The 15,913-nt window shown below is 73.5% G+C and carries 23 protein-coding genes; 10 read left to right on the top strand and 13 right to left on the bottom strand.

The annotated features are described in order from the left end of the window. Positions 1-16 precede the first annotated feature (16 nt). Both EKO23_RS02605 and greA read left to right on the top strand, forming a co-directional pair. Complete coding sequence (locus tag EKO23_RS02605) at positions 17-409, top strand: DUF4307 domain-containing protein (protein ID WP_134713799.1); 393 nt, start codon at positions 17-19, stop codon at positions 407-409. 216 nt (positions 410-625) lie between these two features. Further along, positions 626-1,120, top strand: a complete 495-nt coding sequence (gene greA, locus EKO23_RS02600; protein ID WP_134713797.1) for a transcription elongation factor GreA — start codon at positions 626-628, stop codon at positions 1,118-1,120. A 1-nt stretch (position 1,121) separates the two neighbouring features. On the opposite strand, the gene ilvA is transcribed toward greA, so the two are convergent. The 5 genes from ilvA to EKO23_RS02575 are packed head-to-tail and all read right to left on the bottom strand — an operon-like array spanning position 1,122 to position 6,648. Beyond that, positions 1,122-2,342: a threonine ammonia-lyase gene (gene ilvA / locus EKO23_RS02595; RefSeq protein WP_175582651.1), complete on the bottom strand. Its 1,221-nt coding sequence runs from the start codon at positions 2,340-2,342 to the stop codon at positions 1,122-1,124. Continuing rightward, complete coding sequence (locus EKO23_RS02590) at positions 2,335-3,723, bottom strand: AI-2E family transporter (RefSeq protein ID WP_246050863.1); 1,389 nt, start codon at positions 3,721-3,723, stop codon at positions 2,335-2,337. Before EKO23_RS02590 ends, ilvA begins: the two co-directional genes overlap by 8 nt. Positions 3,724-3,732: 9 nt before the next feature. Continuing rightward, positions 3,733-5,157: a glutamate mutase L gene (locus tag EKO23_RS02585; protein ID WP_134713795.1), complete on the bottom strand. Its 1,425-nt coding sequence runs from the start codon at positions 5,155-5,157 to the stop codon at positions 3,733-3,735. Positions 5,158-5,167: 10 nt separating this feature from the next. Further along, positions 5,168-5,476: a YidH family protein gene (locus EKO23_RS02580; protein ID WP_217702418.1), complete on the bottom strand. Its 309-nt coding sequence runs from the start codon at positions 5,474-5,476 to the stop codon at positions 5,168-5,170. A gap of 11 nt (positions 5,477-5,487) precedes the next feature. Next, entirely contained in the window at positions 5,488-6,648 is a 1,161-nt protein-coding gene (locus tag EKO23_RS02575) for a cystathionine gamma-synthase (protein WP_134713793.1), read from the bottom strand. A 109-nt stretch (positions 6,649-6,757) separates the two neighbouring features. On the opposite strand from EKO23_RS02575, the gene msrA reads away from it, so the two are divergent. The 3 genes from msrA to EKO23_RS02560 all read left to right on the top strand — a co-directional run bounded on the left by msrA (position 6,758) and on the right by EKO23_RS02560 (position 8,427). After that, on the top strand, positions 6,758-7,399 hold the full coding sequence (gene msrA, locus EKO23_RS02570; protein WP_134713791.1) for a peptide-methionine (S)-S-oxide reductase MsrA: 642 nt from the start codon (positions 6,758-6,760) through the stop codon (positions 7,397-7,399). Between the two features lie 29 nt (positions 7,400-7,428). After that, the gene (locus EKO23_RS02565; RefSeq protein WP_134713789.1) at positions 7,429-7,686 is read left to right on the top strand and encodes a hypothetical protein; all 258 of its coding nucleotides are present in this window, start codon (positions 7,429-7,431) and stop codon (positions 7,684-7,686) included. 69 nt (positions 7,687-7,755) lie between these two features. Then, positions 7,756-8,427, top strand: a complete 672-nt coding sequence (locus tag EKO23_RS02560) for a maleylpyruvate isomerase N-terminal domain-containing protein (protein ID WP_167880290.1) — start codon at positions 7,756-7,758, stop codon at positions 8,425-8,427. Between the two features lie 25 nt (positions 8,428-8,452). Here the strand turns inward: EKO23_RS02560 and EKO23_RS02555 are convergent, their stop codons facing one another. Next, complete coding sequence (locus EKO23_RS02555; RefSeq protein WP_134713785.1) at positions 8,453-8,932, bottom strand: cupin domain-containing protein; 480 nt, start codon at positions 8,930-8,932, stop codon at positions 8,453-8,455. Between the two features lie 98 nt (positions 8,933-9,030). On the opposite strand from EKO23_RS02555, the gene EKO23_RS02550 reads away from it, so the two are divergent. Continuing rightward, positions 9,031-9,837, top strand: coding sequence for an alpha/beta fold hydrolase (locus tag EKO23_RS02550; RefSeq protein ID WP_134713783.1), 807 nt, complete (start codon positions 9,031-9,033; stop codon positions 9,835-9,837). A gap of 12 nt (positions 9,838-9,849) precedes the next feature. On the opposite strand, the gene EKO23_RS02545 is transcribed toward EKO23_RS02550, so the two are convergent. Then, positions 9,850-10,038 (bottom strand): hypothetical protein, encoded by a 189-nt coding sequence (locus EKO23_RS02545; protein ID WP_134713781.1) that lies wholly within the window; start codon positions 10,036-10,038, stop codon positions 9,850-9,852. Between the two features lie 106 nt (positions 10,039-10,144). On the opposite strand from EKO23_RS02545, the gene EKO23_RS02540 reads away from it, so the two are divergent. Next, a complete protein-coding gene (locus EKO23_RS02540; protein WP_134713779.1) occupies positions 10,145-10,444 on the top strand; it encodes a class I SAM-dependent methyltransferase in 300 nt (99 codons plus the stop codon). A 26-nt stretch (positions 10,445-10,470) separates the two neighbouring features. On the opposite strand, the gene EKO23_RS02535 is transcribed toward EKO23_RS02540, so the two are convergent. Both EKO23_RS02535 and EKO23_RS02530 read right to left on the bottom strand, forming a co-directional pair. Beyond that, entirely contained in the window at positions 10,471-10,878 is a 408-nt protein-coding gene (locus EKO23_RS02535) for a nuclear transport factor 2 family protein (RefSeq protein ID WP_134713777.1), read from the bottom strand. Between the two features lie 38 nt (positions 10,879-10,916). Next, positions 10,917-11,366, bottom strand: coding sequence for a phage tail protein (locus EKO23_RS02530; protein ID WP_134713775.1), 450 nt, complete (start codon positions 11,364-11,366; stop codon positions 10,917-10,919). A gap of 47 nt (positions 11,367-11,413) precedes the next feature. On the opposite strand from EKO23_RS02530, the gene EKO23_RS02525 reads away from it, so the two are divergent. Continuing rightward, positions 11,414-11,764 carry a phage tail protein gene (locus tag EKO23_RS02525; protein ID WP_134713773.1) on the top strand — a complete coding sequence of 117 codons (351 nt, stop codon included), beginning with the start codon at positions 11,414-11,416 and terminating at the stop codon, positions 11,762-11,764. 17 nt (positions 11,765-11,781) lie between these two features. Here EKO23_RS02525 and EKO23_RS02520 read toward each other — a convergent pair whose 3' ends face one another. From EKO23_RS02520 to EKO23_RS02510, 3 genes are read right to left on the bottom strand one after another with little or no spacing between them, the layout of a single operon-like run. Next, positions 11,782-12,681, bottom strand: coding sequence for an alpha/beta hydrolase fold domain-containing protein (locus tag EKO23_RS02520; RefSeq protein ID WP_134713771.1), 900 nt, complete (start codon positions 12,679-12,681; stop codon positions 11,782-11,784). Between the two features lie 4 nt (positions 12,682-12,685). Then, entirely contained in the window at positions 12,686-13,177 is a 492-nt protein-coding gene (locus tag EKO23_RS02515; RefSeq protein ID WP_134713769.1) for a GNAT family N-acetyltransferase, read from the bottom strand. After that, on the bottom strand, positions 13,174-13,701 hold the full coding sequence (locus EKO23_RS02510) for a DinB family protein (protein WP_134713767.1): 528 nt from the start codon (positions 13,699-13,701) through the stop codon (positions 13,174-13,176). The genes EKO23_RS02515 and EKO23_RS02510 overlap by 4 nt, the downstream gene beginning before the upstream one ends. An 81-nt stretch (positions 13,702-13,782) precedes the next feature. On the opposite strand from EKO23_RS02510, the gene EKO23_RS02505 reads away from it, so the two are divergent. Beyond that, positions 13,783-14,532: a hypothetical protein gene (locus tag EKO23_RS02505; RefSeq protein WP_134713765.1), complete on the top strand. Its 750-nt coding sequence runs from the start codon at positions 13,783-13,785 to the stop codon at positions 14,530-14,532. A 4-nt stretch (positions 14,533-14,536) separates the two neighbouring features. Here EKO23_RS02505 and EKO23_RS25010 read toward each other — a convergent pair whose 3' ends face one another. After that, positions 14,537-15,277 (bottom strand): VOC family protein, encoded by a 741-nt coding sequence (locus EKO23_RS25010; RefSeq protein WP_217702417.1) that lies wholly within the window; start codon positions 15,275-15,277, stop codon positions 14,537-14,539. Positions 15,278-15,311: 34 nt separating this feature from the next. Between EKO23_RS25010 and EKO23_RS02495 the strand changes: the two genes are divergently transcribed. Next, positions 15,312-15,716, top strand: a complete 405-nt coding sequence (locus EKO23_RS02495; protein WP_134713762.1) for a YchJ family protein — start codon at positions 15,312-15,314, stop codon at positions 15,714-15,716. Positions 15,717-15,913 lie beyond the last annotated feature (197 nt).

Here is a 15,913-nt window from a genome sequence, read left to right as displayed (position 1 = left end):
GTGGGACGATTCGGGGGTGACCTCCGACCTCGCCGAGCGCTACGGCACCCACCGCCGCGGCCGCCGTACGGCGCTCGTGGCGGTCTCCGTGGTCGTCGCGGTGGCGTTCCTCTCGTGGCTCGCCTGGGCGACCTGGTTCCACAGCAACCCGGCCGTGGAGTCCGACCTCGCGACGTACAAGATCGTCGGCCAGCACGAGGCCTCCGCGGTCGTGGACGTGGTGCTCGGCGACGAGGCGCAGGACCCGAGCTGCCGGCTGCGGGCGCTCGCGGAGGACCACAGCGTGGTCGGCGAGCTGGCGTTCGCGCCGACCGACGGCCGCAACACCGTCAGCGTGCGCACCGAGCGGGTCGCGAACTCGGTGGAGCTGCTCGGCTGCACCGCCGACGGCCAGCCCCGCCCGCAGTAGGCCCCCTCGGCCGACAGGGCCCGCGCCGGGAGTCGCCCCCCGGTGGCGCCCGTTGCTAGACTCGTTCTTTCGCCAACCTCGAGCAGGGCCGCGGTGCCGCCGACGGAGCGGGCCGACGCCCTCCCCCGGTGACAGTCACGATCCTGGGCAGGACGAGGTGGACCACGACGTTGCGGCGCTGCGCCGCATCCGCATGGAAGTACAGGAGTGACTCGCATGACCGAGCAGCAGGAAACGATCTGGCTGACCCAGGACGCTTTCGACAAGCTCCAGGCCGAGCTCGAGAACCTCAAGGGCCCCGTTCGCCAGGAGGTCATCGACCGCATCTCCAACGCGCGCGACGAGGGCGACCTCAAGGAGAACGGCGGCTACCACGCCGCCCGCGAGGAGCAGGGCAAGGTCGAGGGGCGGATCCGCCAGCTCGAGGACATGCTGCGCCGGGCCGAGGTCGGGGAGACCCCGGCGAACGACGGGGTCGTCGAGCCGGGCATGGTCGTGACCTACAAGTTCGTCGGCGATGACGACGACGAGGCCGAGAAGTTCCTGCTCGGCGCTCGCGAGATCGAGCCCGAGGGCCTGACCGTCTACTCCCCGCAGTCCCCGCTGGGCACCGCGATCAACGGCCACAAGAAGGGTGAGACCGTCAGCTACGAGGCGCCCAACGGCGTCCAGCAGGTCGTCATCCTCGACGCGGTCCCCTACACCAGCTGACTCACTCGAAGACCTTGTAGCCCCGCTCGCGCAGCCGGCTGAGCACCAGCTCGGCGTGCTGCTCGCCGCGGGTCTCCAGCTGCACCTGCACCTCCACCTCGTCCATGTTCAGGGTCGGGGAGATGCGCTCGTGCGCGACCTCGAGCACGTTGGCCTGGGCCTCGGCGAGCTCCGTGAGCAGCCGGGCCAGGCCACCGGGCAGGTCGGGGATGCACACGCGGAGGTGCAGGTAGCGGCCGGCCGCGGCCATGCCGTGCCGGATCACCTTTCCCAGCAGCAGCGGGTCGATGTTGCCGCCCGAGAGCACCGCCACCGCGGGCGTCTCGAAGGCAGTGGCGTCGTCCAGCAGCGCGGCGACCGCGGCGGCGCCGGCCGGCTCCACGACCATCTTGGCGCGCTCGACCAGCGCCAGCACGGCCCGCGCCAGCGACTCCTCGGAGACCGTCACGCAGGTGTCGACGTAGGCCTGCACCGCCCGGAACGGCACCTCGCCGGGGCAGCCGACCGCGATGCCGTCGGCCATCGTGGTCATGTGCTCCAGCGGCACCGGGTGGCCCTCGGCCAGTGACGCGGGCAGGGCCGCCGCCCCGGCCGCCTGCACCGCGACCACGCGTACGTCGGGTCGCAGGGCCTTGATGGCCGTGGCCATCCCCGCCACCAGCCCGCCGCCGCCGGTCGGCACCAGCACCGTGCGCACGTCGGGCACCTGTTCGAGCACCTCCAGCCCGCACGTGCCCTGGCCGGCCACGATGTCCTCGTGGTCGAAGGGGTGGATCAGCACCGCCCCGGTCTCGTCGGCGAAGCGTCGTGCGGCCTGCAGCGCCTGGTCGATGTAGCGGCCCTCGAACACCACGTGCGCGCCGTACCCCCGGGTCGCCTTCTCCTTGGGGATCGGCGCCCCCTCGGGCATGAAGACCGTCGCGGTGATCCCGAGCATCTGCGCGGCCAGCGCCACCCCTTGCGCGTGGTTGCCCGCGGAGGCCGCGACGACGCCGGCCGCCCGCTCCTCCGGCGAGAGACGTGACATCCGCAGGAAGGCGCCGCGGATCTTGAACGAGCCGGTGCGCTGGAGGTTCTCGCACTTGAGGAAGACCGGCCCGCCGGCCAGCCCGGTCAGCCACCGGGACTCCTCCATCGGGGTGTAGATCGAGACCCCGTCGAGCGCGGTGCGGGCGGTCTCGATGTCGGCCAGGGTGACGGTGGGGATGGGGGTGTCAGGCACGGTCGTCCTCGTCTGCTGTGTCGTCGTGGTCCTCGGGACGCGGTGGCTCCCCCTGCCGGACGCGGTCCTCCTCGAGTCTCTCCTCGGGCTCGTCGTCACCGACCAGGGTGTAGCCGGCGAGGTGCTGGACCACGGCGTTGCCCACCGCTGCCAGGGGTACGGCGACCAGCGCGCCCGCGATGCCGGCCACCAGCACGCCGCACGCGATCGCCACGATCACGCCCAGCGGGTGCAGCGAGACGAACCGTCCCATCAGGAACGGCTGGAGGATGTGGCCCTCGATCTGCTGCACCAGGATCACGCCGCCGAGCATCAGCAGCGCGGTCAGCGGGCCCTGCGCGACCAACGCGACCAGCACCGCCACGGTGCCGGCGACGGTCGCGCCGACCATCGGCACGAACGCGCCGAGGAAGACCAGCACGCCGATCGGCAGCACGAAGGGCACCTTCAGGATCGCGGCCACGATCATGATCCCGACCGCGTCGGTCAGTGCCACCAGGACGGTGGCCCGCACGAACTGGGTCAGCGACACCCAGGCGATCCGGCCGGAGGAGTCGACCCGACGGCGCGCGGCGCGCGGGAAGACGCGCACCAGCCAGGCCCAGATCCGCTCGCCGTCGGCGAGGAAGAAGTAGGTCGAGAACAGCACGATGAAGAAGCCGGCCACCACGTGCCCGACCGCCGTGCCCACCTCGGTGACCTGCCCGACCACCTCGGCGTCCTTGCTGCGCTCGGTGATGGACCGCTGGACCTCCTTGATCCAGCCGTCGATCTGGGAGTCGCTGGCGTGCAGCGGTCCGTCCCGCAGCCACTCGCGGATGTCGTCGAGGCCCTTGACCACCTGGTCGGAGAGGTCCTGCGCGCCCGCGGCGATCTCGCGTCCGACGAACGTCAGGAGAGCGGCGACCGCCAGCAGGCCGGCCAGGACGACCAGCCCCGCGGCGAGCCCGCTGGGCAGGCCGATCCGGCGCAGGCCGTGCACCACCGGGTTCGCCAGGGCGGCGATGAGCAGCGCGACGACCAGCGGCAAGGTGACCACGGCGAAGAACGTCAGGAGCCGCAGCACGACGTACGTGCCGACACCGATGACCAGCAGCCGCCACGACCAGGCCGCCGCCAGGTCGAGCCCCCAGGGCACCTGGGCGCGGGTGAAGTTCGAGGGACCGGTGGCGATCGAGACCGGTTCGTTGCGCTGGGCGCGGATGGCGGCCCACTGCTGGGCCAGCTGGTGCGAGAAGCGTTCGCCGATGGTCTCGGCGTGCTCGGTCTCGGCGCGTTCCCGCTGGCTCCGGTCGAGCTCCTCCGCGGTCTCGCTGGCGCGGCTGCCCGCACCCGTGCCGGGGGTCTTCTCTCCCCCGGTGCCGTCAGCCTCGTTGCTCACGGCGACAGGCTACCCACCGGCGACGGGTGCGCTCGCGAGGGCGCGGGTCAGGAGGTACGCCGACTCCGGGTGGTCCGCGGCCAGCAGCCCGGCCGCGGCCAGGACGTAGTCCCGGTCCACGACCACGCGGGCGTCCCGGGGCAGCTGCCAGCCGCCGGGGACCTCGCCGACGAGGCCGTCCAGCACCCGGTGCTCGACGCCGTCGCGCCCGTTGCGGAACACGCCGCCGGAGGCGACCAGCAGGTCGACCTCGCGCAGGTCCTTGCCGCTGCGCTCGACCACCCGGCCGGCGGGGCCGGTGTCGTCGGCGGTCGAGAGCACCACCCGGGCCCGGCCGGCGTGCCGGCGCAGCGCGAGCCCGGCGGCCAGCGCGGCGATCGCCTCGTCGTCGTCCGCCCCGGCGTCGTCGCCGGGCAGCAGGTCGGGGTCGGCGGTGCGCGCCGCTGCCGCCGCGGCCAGCCGCCCGGGCACGTCGAGCCCGGCCGCGGTGGCCGCCTCGACCGTGTGCGCGGCCGACCAGCGCAGGCCGAGGTCGCCCTCGACGGTGCGGGTCACCGCGGTGGTCGCGACCACCTCGCGGGCCAGCCCGTCCTCGGTGAGCGCGGTGTCCGGGTCGGGCTCGACCACGGAGTGGACGTCGGTGGTCGCCCCGCCGACGTCGACCACGACCACGTCGCCGGCGCCCTCGCGGCCGTCGATGCCGCGGGCCAGCAGCTCGACCCCGGTGAGCACCAGGTCGGGGGTGGCCCCGCGGACCATCGCGGTGAAGTCGGCCCGCGACGAGAGGTGCTTTCCGCCGATCACGTGGGCCAGGAACATCTCCCGGATCGCCGCACGGGCCGAGTCCGGTGCCAGGATCCCGATCTTCGGCACCACGTTGTCGGCGAGGACGTGCGGCACCCCGGCCCCGCCGAGGATCTCCGCGACCTGGTCCCGGACGTCGACGTTGCCGGCGACCACGACCGGGCCGGACCAGCCGGCGTCCGCGAGCTCGCGGGCCGCGCCGAGCAGCACCTCGGCGTTCCCGCCGTCCGTGCCGCCGGTCAGCAGCACCACGTCCGGCTCGGTCGTCCGCACCACGGGGAGCCAGGGCCCCTCCTCCGGCGGACGACTCGCGACGCCGACCACGCCGACCACCTTGCCGCCGCTGCTCAGCGCCACCCGGCGGCCGGCCTCGGCGGTCACCAGATCCTCGTTGCCGACCACGGCGATCCGCAGCCCGCCGCCGGCGCTGGAGCAGGCCAGCACCGCCGCGTCCGCGGCGCGCGCGTCCGCGGCGACCAGGGCGGCCCGGCACGCGTCGTACCCGTCGAGCACGTCGGTGTCGATGGTGGTCCGGTGCGAGGCGGCCGCAACGATCCGCCCCGCGGCCAGGTCGACCAGGGCGGCCTTGGTGAACGTCGACCCGAAGTCGACGCAGATGACGGCGCTCATCGGCGGCGGCTCACAGCAGCACCGAGATCGCCGCCGCGACCAGGCACAGGATCACGGCGGCGGCCAGCAGGTGCACGGCGGGGTTGGCGGGCAGCGGCTCGCCGGCGTTGATCGCGGCCTCGACACGGCGGAAGCGCAGGTACCCACCGATGGCGGCGATCCCGCCGGCCACGAGCAGCAGCAGGCCGAACGAGGTCTGGCCCCAGCCCTCGAACAGGTGCAGCACCGCGATCCCCGCCGCGACCAGCCCGATCGCGGTGCGCTCGTAGGCCAGCAGGGTGCGCTCGTTGGCGAGCGTGAACCGGTAGTCGGGCTGCACGGCTGGTCCGGTCAGGCCAGCGCGCGGTCGAGGTCGGCGAGCAGGTCGTCGGCGGTCTCGATGCCGACGCTGAGCCGGATCAGGTCCGCGGGCACCTCGAGGTCGGTGCCGGCCACCGAGGCGTGGGTCATCCGGCCGGGGTGCTCGATCAGCGACTCGACGCCGCCGAGCGACTCTCCCAGCGTGAACACCTCCGCCTTCGCGCACACGTCGAGCGCGTGCTGCTCGCCGCCGGTCACCCGGAACGACACGATGCCGCCGAAGCGCTTCATCTGGCGCTTCGCGACGTCGTGGCCGGGATGCGCGGCGAGGCCGGGGTAGATCACGTCCGCGACCTTCGGGTGGTCCTCCAGGAACGCGACCACCTTCTCGGCGTTGTCGCAGTGCCGGTCCATCCGGACGCCGAGCGTCTTCAGGCCGCGGTGCGTGAGGAACGCGTCGAACGGGCCCGCGACGGCGCCCATGGAGTTCTGGTGGAAGGCGACCTTCTCGGCCATGTCGAGGTCGCTGACCACGAGCGCCCCGCCGACCACGTCGGAGTGGCCGCCGCAGTACTTCGTGGTGGAGTGCACGACGATGTCGGCGCCGAGGCCCAGCGGCTGCTGGAGGTACGGCGACGCGAAGGTGTTGTCGACCACGAGCAGCGCGCCGGCGTCGTGCGCGACGTTCGCCAGCGCCTCGATGTCGCCGATGTTGAGCAGCGGGTTGGTGGGCGTCTCGACCCACACGATCCTCGTCTCGCCGGGACGGATCGCGGCGGTCACGGCCGCGACGTCCGAGACCGGGGCCGGGCTGTGCGCCAGGCCCCAGACCTGCTCGACCTTGTCGAACAGGCGGAAGGTGCCGCCGTACGCGTCGTCGGGGATGACCACGTGGTCGCCGGGCCGGCACAGTGCGCGGACCAGGGTGTCCTCGGCGGCCAGGCCGGAGGCGAAGGCGAAGCCGCGCTCGCCACCCTCCAGGGCCGCGATCACGCCCTCCAGCGCGGTGCGGGTCGGGTTCGCGGAGCGGCTGTACTCGTAGCCGCCGCGCATCCCGCCGACACCGTCCTGCTTGTAGGTGCTGGTCGCGTAGATGGGCGGGATGACAGCGCCGGTCATCACGTCGGGCTCGTAGCCCGCGTGGATCGCACGCGTCTCGAATCCGGACTTGTTCTGGTGCTCCTGGGTCACGTGGCGAGCCTAGACCCGGGCGCTCCCGTCCCGGCGCCCGGGCGGGAACGGATCGGGGCACCACGTTGTTGGGATGATCCGATGAGTCTTCCCCCGTGAAGGAGGGACCGTGTTCAACCGCAAGCCGTCCGCCCTGCCCACCGCCGCCGAGGCGCTGCCCGGCCGCGAGACCCGCCCGTTCCCGCTCGCCGAGCGGCACCTGGTGCTCGACGCCCCGCTCGAGGCCGCGGTGCCTGAGGGCTACCAGGAGGCGATCTTCGGCCTGGGCTGCTTCTGGGGCGCCGAGGAGGTGTTCTGGAAGGTCCCGGGTGTCTACAGCACGTCGGTCGGGTACGCCGGCGGGATCACGCCGCACCCGACGTACGAGGAGGTGTGCACCGGTCGCACCGGCCACACCGAGGCGGTCCGGGTGGTCTACGACCCCGAGCAGGTGTCGTACGCCGACCTGGTCAAGGTGTTCTTCGAGGTGCACGACCCCACCCAGGGCATGCGCCAGGGCAACGACGTCGGCACGCAGTACCGCTCGGCGGTCTACTGGACGACCCCCGAGCAGGAGGCCGTCGCCCGCAAGCTGATCGAGGCCTACCAGCCGGCGCTGACCGCGGCCGGCTACGGCGATATCACCACCGAGGTGGCGCCGGCCCCGACGTACTACTATGCCGAGGACGTGCACCAGCAGTACCTGTACAAGGTGCCGAACGGCTACCGCTGCCACGCGGCCACGGGCGTGCCGTTCCCCGAGACCGCCTGACCCGCGGCCCGCGGTGGCAGCATGGACCCATGAAGGTGACACCGACCGATCCGCGGGCCATCGGGCAGATCACCGACGAGCCGGCGTACGTGGTGGTCCTGCACCGTGGGAGCGATGCCGAGGGGTTCCGGCTGACGGGCACGCTCTCGGTGCACGAGGTGATGGCGTGGGCAGAGGCCAGGGCTGCGGGGCGCACCGTCCAGGTCTTCGTCGAGGTCGACACGGGAGACGACCGGCAGGCGCTGCGCCTGCTGGGGCGTGCTCCCGCGTCGGGTCGGGGTCGTTGACCTGACGCATGGACGCGCTCGCGGAGCATGCCCGCGCGGCGTAGGCTCCTCGGTTGGGGAGGGGTTCCGATGGGACATTTCGACGACGACATCGCCCTGCTGGACGCGGAGCTCTCGGTGGTGCTGGACACCTTCACGGGGCTGGCCGACGACGACTGGGCCCGCCCGACCCATCTCGTGCCGCTCGACCCTGACCTGCCGCACTGGACGGTGTTCGAGCTGGCCGGCCACTTCGACATCTCGATCGGGCTGACCCGGATGCTCATCGACAGCGCGCAGGAGGGGCAGCCGGGTCGCGACCGGACCAGCTTCTTCATCTTCCCGCGGTCGGAGGTGGCTCCGGCGGTCTACGACTACGCGTACACGATGGTCGAGGGCAAGCGGCCCGGCGACATGCCCGGGGTGCTCGCCGAGACGTTCGGGAAGACCGTGGAGGAGTCTCGGGCCACCCCGGGGGACACGGTCGGGTCGGGGTACTACGCACTGATGCGCCTCGACGAGTTCGTACCCAGTCGCGTGGTCGAGGCGGTGGTCCACGGCCTGGACCTGACCGATGCGCTGGACCGTGAGCCCGTGGCGACCACCGCCGGCGTGGCGACGACGGCCGGCATCCTGGACGAGCTCCTGGCCCGCCGTACCGTGGCCGGCCGGCCGGACGACCTGGCCGACGACCTGGCCTGGGTGCGGGCGGCCTCGGGCCGGGCGCCGCACTCCGACCCACGACTCCCGCTCATCGGTTAGGGCACCGGGCCGCCGTACCCTCCCGTCAGTCGGCGTGCCGGTCGGGCGTGGTCGAGGGCGGCTGGACCGACCACGCCGGCGGCTCGTCGCGCCCGGCCTCCTCGTCGGCCCCGGCGGCGGCAGCAGTGGGCTGGACGATCCCGGGCGCGTGGTGGACGGGCGCGTAGACGGCGTACAGGCGCATGTCCTCGTCACCGGTGTTGACGACGTCGTGCCAGGTGCCGGCCGGCACCACGACGCACCAGCCGTCCTCGACGTCCTGCTCGAAGGTCAACCGGTCGCGGGCTGGCCCCATCCGGACCTGCCCGCGGCCCGCGTCGAGGCGCAGGAACTGGTCGGTGTCCGGGTGTGACTCGAGCCCGATCGACTCGCCGACCGGGATCGACATCAGCGTGACCTGGAGGTACCTGCCGCTCCAGGCGACCGCGCGGTAGTGCGGGTTCTCGGTGGTGGCGGTCTCGAGGTCGAACGCGTTCGGCTCCGGACCGACGTCGGCGATGCTCATGGCGCCCCCTTGTGCCGGTTCCCGTCACCGTACTCCCGGGCCGGGGCGACGACTGGACCGGCGCAGTCCCGGCGGCTCGCCCGGTCCTACGCTGGGGGATGCACGCGGTGCGCTCCTCGATCGTCGCGGCCCTGCTGGCCCTGGCCGTGGCGTGCGGGTCCGACGACGGCGGCGAAACCCCGGCCGCCTCCGCCCCGACCGGCTCCCCCACCCGGGACGTGATGGCCGAGCCCACCGTGTCGGGCACCTTTCCCGTCGGCGGTGACCAGCTCGTGATGCGGTGTTGGGGCACCGGGGCGCCGGCGTTTCTCTTCGAGGCCGGCACGGACGGCTCCGGGCTGCTGGCCTTCCCGACCGCCCTCGTGCGTCCCCTCGCGGAGGACCACCAGGCCTGCCTCTACGACCGGGTCGGCACCGGCTCCAGCTCCCAGCCGGTCACGCCGCGCCGGACCATCGACGAGGTGGTCGGGCGCCTGCACCGCCTGCTCGGCAAGGCGGGCGTGGAGCAGCCGGTGGTGCTGGTCGGGCAGTCCGGAGGCGGCAACCTGGCCGTGCAGTACGCCGCCCGGTTCGGGGAGGGCGTCGCCGGCCTGGTCCTGCTCGACGTCCCCGCCCCGGCCGACGACCTGGGCAAGGAGTTCCCCGGGGCGAAGGCGTGGCGCAACCCCGAGCACATCGACTGGGTCGACGCGGAGTCGCGGCAGGCGCGCATCCGCATGCCGGTCGGAGACTTCCCGGTGCTGGTGGTCACCGCGACCGACGGGCAGTCGGACGAGCAGGACCAGTCCTACTGGCTCGACCTCTCCGACCACTCCGAGCAGGTCCTCATGGAGGGCAGCCACGACATCCACGAGGACGACCCCGAGGGCGTCGCCGAGCACATCAGGGCGGCCTTCGGCGGTTGACGGTCCGGCGCGCTACATCCCCGCGCCGAAGCTCGGACCGGGCTCGAACTCCGGGCCGTCGTCGGTGTACTCCGCTTCCTCTTCCTCGGGGAGCGGGTCGAGGGGCGCGACCTCGCTGGGGTGGTGGTGCTCGTGCAGCGGCTGGGGCGGCGTCTCGGCGGCCTTCTCCGGTCCCGTCCCGGTCTCGTCGTCGGGTGCCATGGGGTCCCCCTCGATCTCGACAGTGGGTTACCTGCAATTGTCACGCTCTCGACGCCCGCGCACAGGCAGGACTAGTCCGGTCGCGGACGTGGCCTAACGTGGCGCCGTGGCCGACGACCTCTTCGAGCACCCCCGCCTGGCCCAGGTGTACGACGCGCTGGACCGGGACCGCAGCGACCTCGACGTGTACGCCGCGATCGCCGGCGAGCTGGGCGCCGCCAGCGTGCTCGACCTGGGCTGCGGGACCGGCACCTTCGCGCTGCTGCTCGCCGACCGCGGCCTCGAGGTCACCGGCGTCGACCCGGCCGGCTCCTCGCTGGACGTCGCCCGCCTCGCCGTGACCGACGTACGCGACGCGCCGGACCGGCCGGGCCGCGAGCTGGTGTTCGTCGCCCGGCGCCACTGAGCGGCCCGTCCTCCGGCGGTCCGGCCTCAGTCCTCCGGCGGGTGGTACAGCTCCTGCACCGCCGCCCGGATGTCCTGCTCGGTCGCCTCGACCTGCTCCATGTAGAGCCGCGCCTCCGCGACCCGGTCGTCCCGGACCCTCAGCACCATGACGCCGCACATCGCGAACCGGGACCCGTCGAGGTGGGTGCCGTGCCACTCCCACTCGCCCCACTCGGTGTCGCCGTCGATGCTCGACGCCACCAGCACCGAGGCGAAGTCAGGGATCCCGGCGAAGACCGAGGTCCAGTTCTCCTGCACCTGCCCGTTGCCCGTGAAGGCCCGGCCCGGGTGCGCCGGCTGGCTGCTGCGGTAGTCGTCCGCGAACAGGGCCGCCATCCCCACGGCGTCGTGCGCGTTCGTCACGTCGCGGAGGCGCTCCACCATCGTCGCCATCCTTCGACGGTAGCCCTCCCGGCGTGGTCCGGCGCCGCTCAGGACGACTCGAAATCGATCTGCTCGGCGACCAGCACCAGCTCCTCGATCGCGACGTCCTTGCCCTTCGCGGACAGTGCCGGGCCGGACCACTTCCGCGGCTGGGCGCCCAGCAGCACCCAGCGGCAGACGACGTTGCGGGCCTCGTCGAGCAGCGTGATCGTGACCGTACGGCGGTCGAAGGCGCCCTGCCGCGTCGCGTCGAGCCAGGCAAAGAGCCGGGTGTCGCCGATCAGGCCGCGCTTGAGGGTCACGTCACCGGTCTTGTGCAGCGTCGGGATCTTGCGGACGTGGCTCTCGCGGTCGTTGCCGTTGCGGTACTCGGCGTACACCACCTCGGTCTCGAGCCCCGACACCTCGGAGAAGCCCCCGCCGACGGTGTCCGCGTCGCCCGGCCCGAGGTCGACCAGGAAGTTGAACCGGCCGTAGGGATCGTTGCGGGTCGCCATGCCCCATGAAGGTACGCCGTGCGGCCGGGCGCCGATAGTCTCCGGCCATGGAGCGCGAGCCGCTGGCAGCGAGCAGCTTCGAGGTCGAGGCCGGTGAGGACCGGATCGGCTGCAGCGAGGTGCTCGGCCTGGCGTTGGAGCCGGGGGCGGAGCCGGCCGCGACCGTGACCCTGCGCCGGGCCGCCGGGGTCGACGACGCGCTCGTGGCGTGGGCCCGCCGTCCCGAGCCGCGCCGGGTGGTGGTGACGGTGCTCGACGCACGCCACGAGCCGGCCTGCCGCTACGTGCTGGACGAGGCCCGGCCGGTCCGCTGGACGGGCCCGGCTCTCGACGCGCTCTCGGCGACGGTGGCGGTGGAGGAGCTGCTGCTCGAGGCCGCCGACCTGCGTCAGGAGTAGCGCGCCGGGGCAGGCGGTCAGGCCAGGAAGGCAACGATCCTCCGCAGCGCGGTCTTGGCCTCGGGCACCGGCAGCAGCGCGTAGACGTGGATCATCCCCAGCGCACTGACGAAGTCCAGCCCCCAGCCGGTCTGGTGCGCCCGGCGGGTGAGCTCGACGCAGGCCGGGTGCAGCACGTCGCGGGTGCCGCACAGCACCAGCGCCGGCGGCAGGCCGGTGAGGTCGCCGAGCGCCGGGGACACCTCCGGTCGGGCCAGCTCGGCCGGGTCGTCGGACCCTGCCCAGAACCCGGCGTACACCGGGAGGTTCTCGTGGGCCAGCCACGGGTCCCGCCGCCCTGCCGCCTCGGTGCCGGGCGCCGAGGTGGTCAGGTCGACCCACGGCGAGACCATCACCAGGTGGGTCGGCTGCGGGCCGCCACGGTCGCGGACCCCCTGGGCCACGGCCAGGGCCAGTCCACCGCCGGCGGAGTCGCCGGACAGCGCGACCGGGCCCTCGGCGGCCAGCTTGGCGACCAGGCCGACCAGGGCGTCGTGCGAGTCGCGCCAGGTGTGCTCGGGGGCAAGCGGGTACGCGGGGAAGACCAGCCGCGCGCCGGTCGCCGCCGCGACCCTGGTGGCGAACAGCCACTGGGCGGGGTGCGCGACCGCGGTGAACGAGCCGCCGTGCAGGTGGACCAGGGTGCGGTTCCGGGCGCCGGACCGCGGGGTCAGGACGTACGCCGGGAACCCGATGTCGCGGGTCTCCACCTCCCAGTGCCGGTGCACCCACCGGGGCGGGTGCGTCTGCCGGGCCCGGTTGAGCGCGACCAGCTCGGCGCGCTTGCCGGCCGCGTCGGTGACCGGCGGCACCCGGCGGGTGCGGTGCACGACGGCGGCGGCGACGGCGTGACGGAGGCTGGGACGTCCGAACGGCACGCGCTCAAACTAGCGGGAGGTGCATGACGTGCAGCCCGACGTACCCGTGGGTGGGCGAGTGGAACGCGCCGGGGACGGTGCCGACGATCCCGAACCCGAGCGACTGCCACAGCGCGACCGCCGCGGTGTTGGTCTCCACGACCGCGTTGAACTGGATGCCGCGGAAGCCCTGCTCGCGGTGCCAGGCGACGCAGTACTCCCCCAGCCGGCGGCCGACGCCGCGTCCCCGGGACTCCGGGTCGACCATGAAGCTGGCGGTGCCGACGTGGGCGCCGTTGCCGGGCCGGTTCGGGCCCATCCGCGCGGTGCCGAGCACCCGGCCGTCCTCCTCGAGGACCACGACGTGGGCGTCGGTCATCCAGAGGTCGCGGCCCTGCTCGGCGGCCAGCTCGGCGGGGTAGGCGTAGGTCTCGCCGGCCTCGACGGTGGCCCGGAAGAACGGCCAGATCGCCGGCCAGTCGGCATCGGTCGCGGGACGGATGGCGGGATCGGTCACTCGCCGGTCGCCCCGTCGATCGACTCGCGGATCAGGTCGGCGTGGCCGTTGTGGCGGGCATACTCCTCGACCAGGTGGGTCAGGATCCAGCGCAGGTCGAAGTGCCCGCCGTCCCGGCTGGGCAGCGCGGAGCGGGTGTCGAGGCCACCGTCGGCGAGGGCCGCGCGGATGATCTCGTCCGACGCCGCCCGGGACGCCGCGAACAGGGCCTTCAGCTCCTCCGGGGTGTCGTCGGCAGCGCTGTGGAACTCCCAGTCGCGGTCGGTGCTCCAGTCGAAGGACTCGAACGGCTCGATCATCGGCCGCCCCAGCAGCCGTCGGGACAGCCAGCTCGACTCCACCAGCGCCATGTGCTTGAGCAGGCCCCCGAGGGTGAGCGCGGACGGCTCCAGCCGCTGGGCGAGCTGCTGCTGGTCGAGGCCGTCGGCCTTCAGCAGCAGGGTGTCGCGGTGGAAGTCCAGCCAGGCGACCAGGCTGGTCTGCTCGTCGGAGGTGGTGGGCGGGTCGACACGGTCGATCGTCATGGCCGCCAACCTAGTGAGGTCCGGCGTACGACGTCACCGGGGTTTCCCACCGGCCGGGCGCCCAACCGCCATGATGGGGTCGTGGCCCTGACCCTGCACACCGCCGCCGAGCGCCCCGACCTGTGGGAGCGCGGGCTCGACTCCGCGACGGTGTGGCCGGAGTACAACCTGCACGGCGACGTCCTGAACCAGTGGTGGGGCCATCTCGACGAGGAGCTCCCCGACTTCCAGTTCGTGCTCCACGACGACGAGACGGACGAGGTGGTCGCCGAGGGTCACACCGGGCCGCTGTGGTGGGACGGCGACGACGCCACCCTCCCCGCCGGGATCGACCCGGCGATCGAGCAGGTCTTCGCCGACGCCCGCGCCGGCCGGACCGTCAACACCCTGTGCGCGCTGGCCGCCGAGAGTCCCCGTGGCGGGCGCCGCCGCGGCCTGGCGGTGCAGCTGCTCGGCGGCATGCGCACGCTCGCCGAGCGGCACGGGCTGACCCACCTGGTGGCGCCGGTGCGGCCCTCGCTCAAGGAGCACTACCCGCTGACCCCGATCGAGCGGTACGTCGCGTGGCGGCGCGACGACGGCCAGCTGCTCGACCCGTGGATGCGGGTGCACGAGCGGCTCGGCGCGCGGGTCTCGACGCCGCTGCCCACCTCGCTGCGGATCACCGGGACCGTCGCGGAGTGGGAGTCGTGGACCGGCCTCGCCCTCCCGGAGGACGGCGACTACGTGTTCCCCGAGGGGCTGGCGCCGCTGCACGTCGACCGCGGCCGCGACCTCGCGTCGTACTGGGAGCCGAACGTGTGGATGATCCACCCCGACCTCGAGCGCTGATCCCTCACCGGCCGCCAGTGGCGGGGTCCCGGTCGGTCACGCAGTACGGCGCGCCGGCGGGGTCGCGGAGCACCGTCCAGCCGCGCCCCTCGGCGTCGAGCGCGGCGCCGAGCCCGACGTGCCGGCGTACCTCCCCGGCCCGGTCGTCGGCGGCGAGGTCCAGGTGGGCGCGGACCCGCCCGGAGGTCTCGCGGAGCCGCTGCAGCAGGAAGCGGAGCGGCTGCTCGGCGGGCACCCGGAGCCGGGTGAACTCCGGGCCCGGCACGTCGTGGTGCTCCCATCCGGTCAGCGCCGCCCAGAACGCGCACTCCTCGTCGTACCAGCCGGACGGGATGTCGAGGCAGACCTGGTCGACGAGGCTGGTGGTGCCGTCGTCGTGCTCGACCGGCTTCGGGCGGGTCGAGGCGGGGTGGGTGACCAGGCAGAACGTGAACCCGCCGGGCGAGCGCATCACGACGTACCCCCGGTCGGCGACCTCCTCGGCGCCGAGAGTGGCCGCCACGTCCGCGGCCGCTCGCGGTTCGGGCACGTGCAGGTCGAGGTGGATCCCGCCGGGTCCGTCCTGCACCCGCTGGACCCGCAGGTAGTCGTCGCCGTCGGGCGGCACCAGGGTCGCGAACTCGCGGCGCTCCCCGCGCGGCTCCGAGAGCCGGGAGCCGGTGACCGCCGCCCAGAACGTCGTGGCCCGGTCGAAGGTGGCGGCCGGGAGGTCGAGGAAGGCGGAGACCCAGAACGGTTCGATCACCCGGCCAGCCTAGGCGGGCCACTAGCGTGTCCGCGTGAGCCTCCAGCGACCCTGCCCGTGCGGCTCGGGCACGCCGTACGACGCGTGCTGCGGGCGGCTGCACCGCGGATCGGCCCAGGCGGTCACCGCGGAGGAGCTGATGCGCTCGCGCTACGCGGCGTACGCCGTCGGTGACCTCGACCACGTCTTCCGCACCTGGCACCCACGCACCCGGCCCGACGACCTCGTCCCGCCCCCGGGCCTCACCTGGACCGGGCTGGAGATCCTCGACACGGTCGCCGGCGGCCCGGACGACGACACCGGCGTCGTGGAGTTCCGCGCGTCGTACCGCACGGAGCCGGGTGTGCCGTCCGCCGGCCCCGACCACAGCGGTGTCCTCCACGAGCGCAGCACCTTCGCCCGCCGCGCCGGCCGCTGGGTGTACGTCTCCCCCACCTGACCCGCGCCGAAGTGCCCTTTCTTGCGCTTCGAGGTGCCCCGAACTGCGGCCGGGACCCTCACGATTCACCGGTCGACCGGTGAATCAGTGGGTGGTCAGGTGTTTCGACGCCTGACAACCCACTGATATCCCTGACCACTGCCGCATCGACGCCACCGCACCGCACGACCGGGCACCTCGACCGACAAGACCGGGCA

The organism is Nocardioides guangzhouensis (assembly GCF_004519545.1).
Classification (GTDB): domain Bacteria; phylum Actinomycetota; class Actinomycetes; order Propionibacteriales; family Nocardioidaceae; genus Nocardioides; species Nocardioides guangzhouensis.
This window is presented reverse-complemented; position numbering and strand designations above follow the sequence as displayed.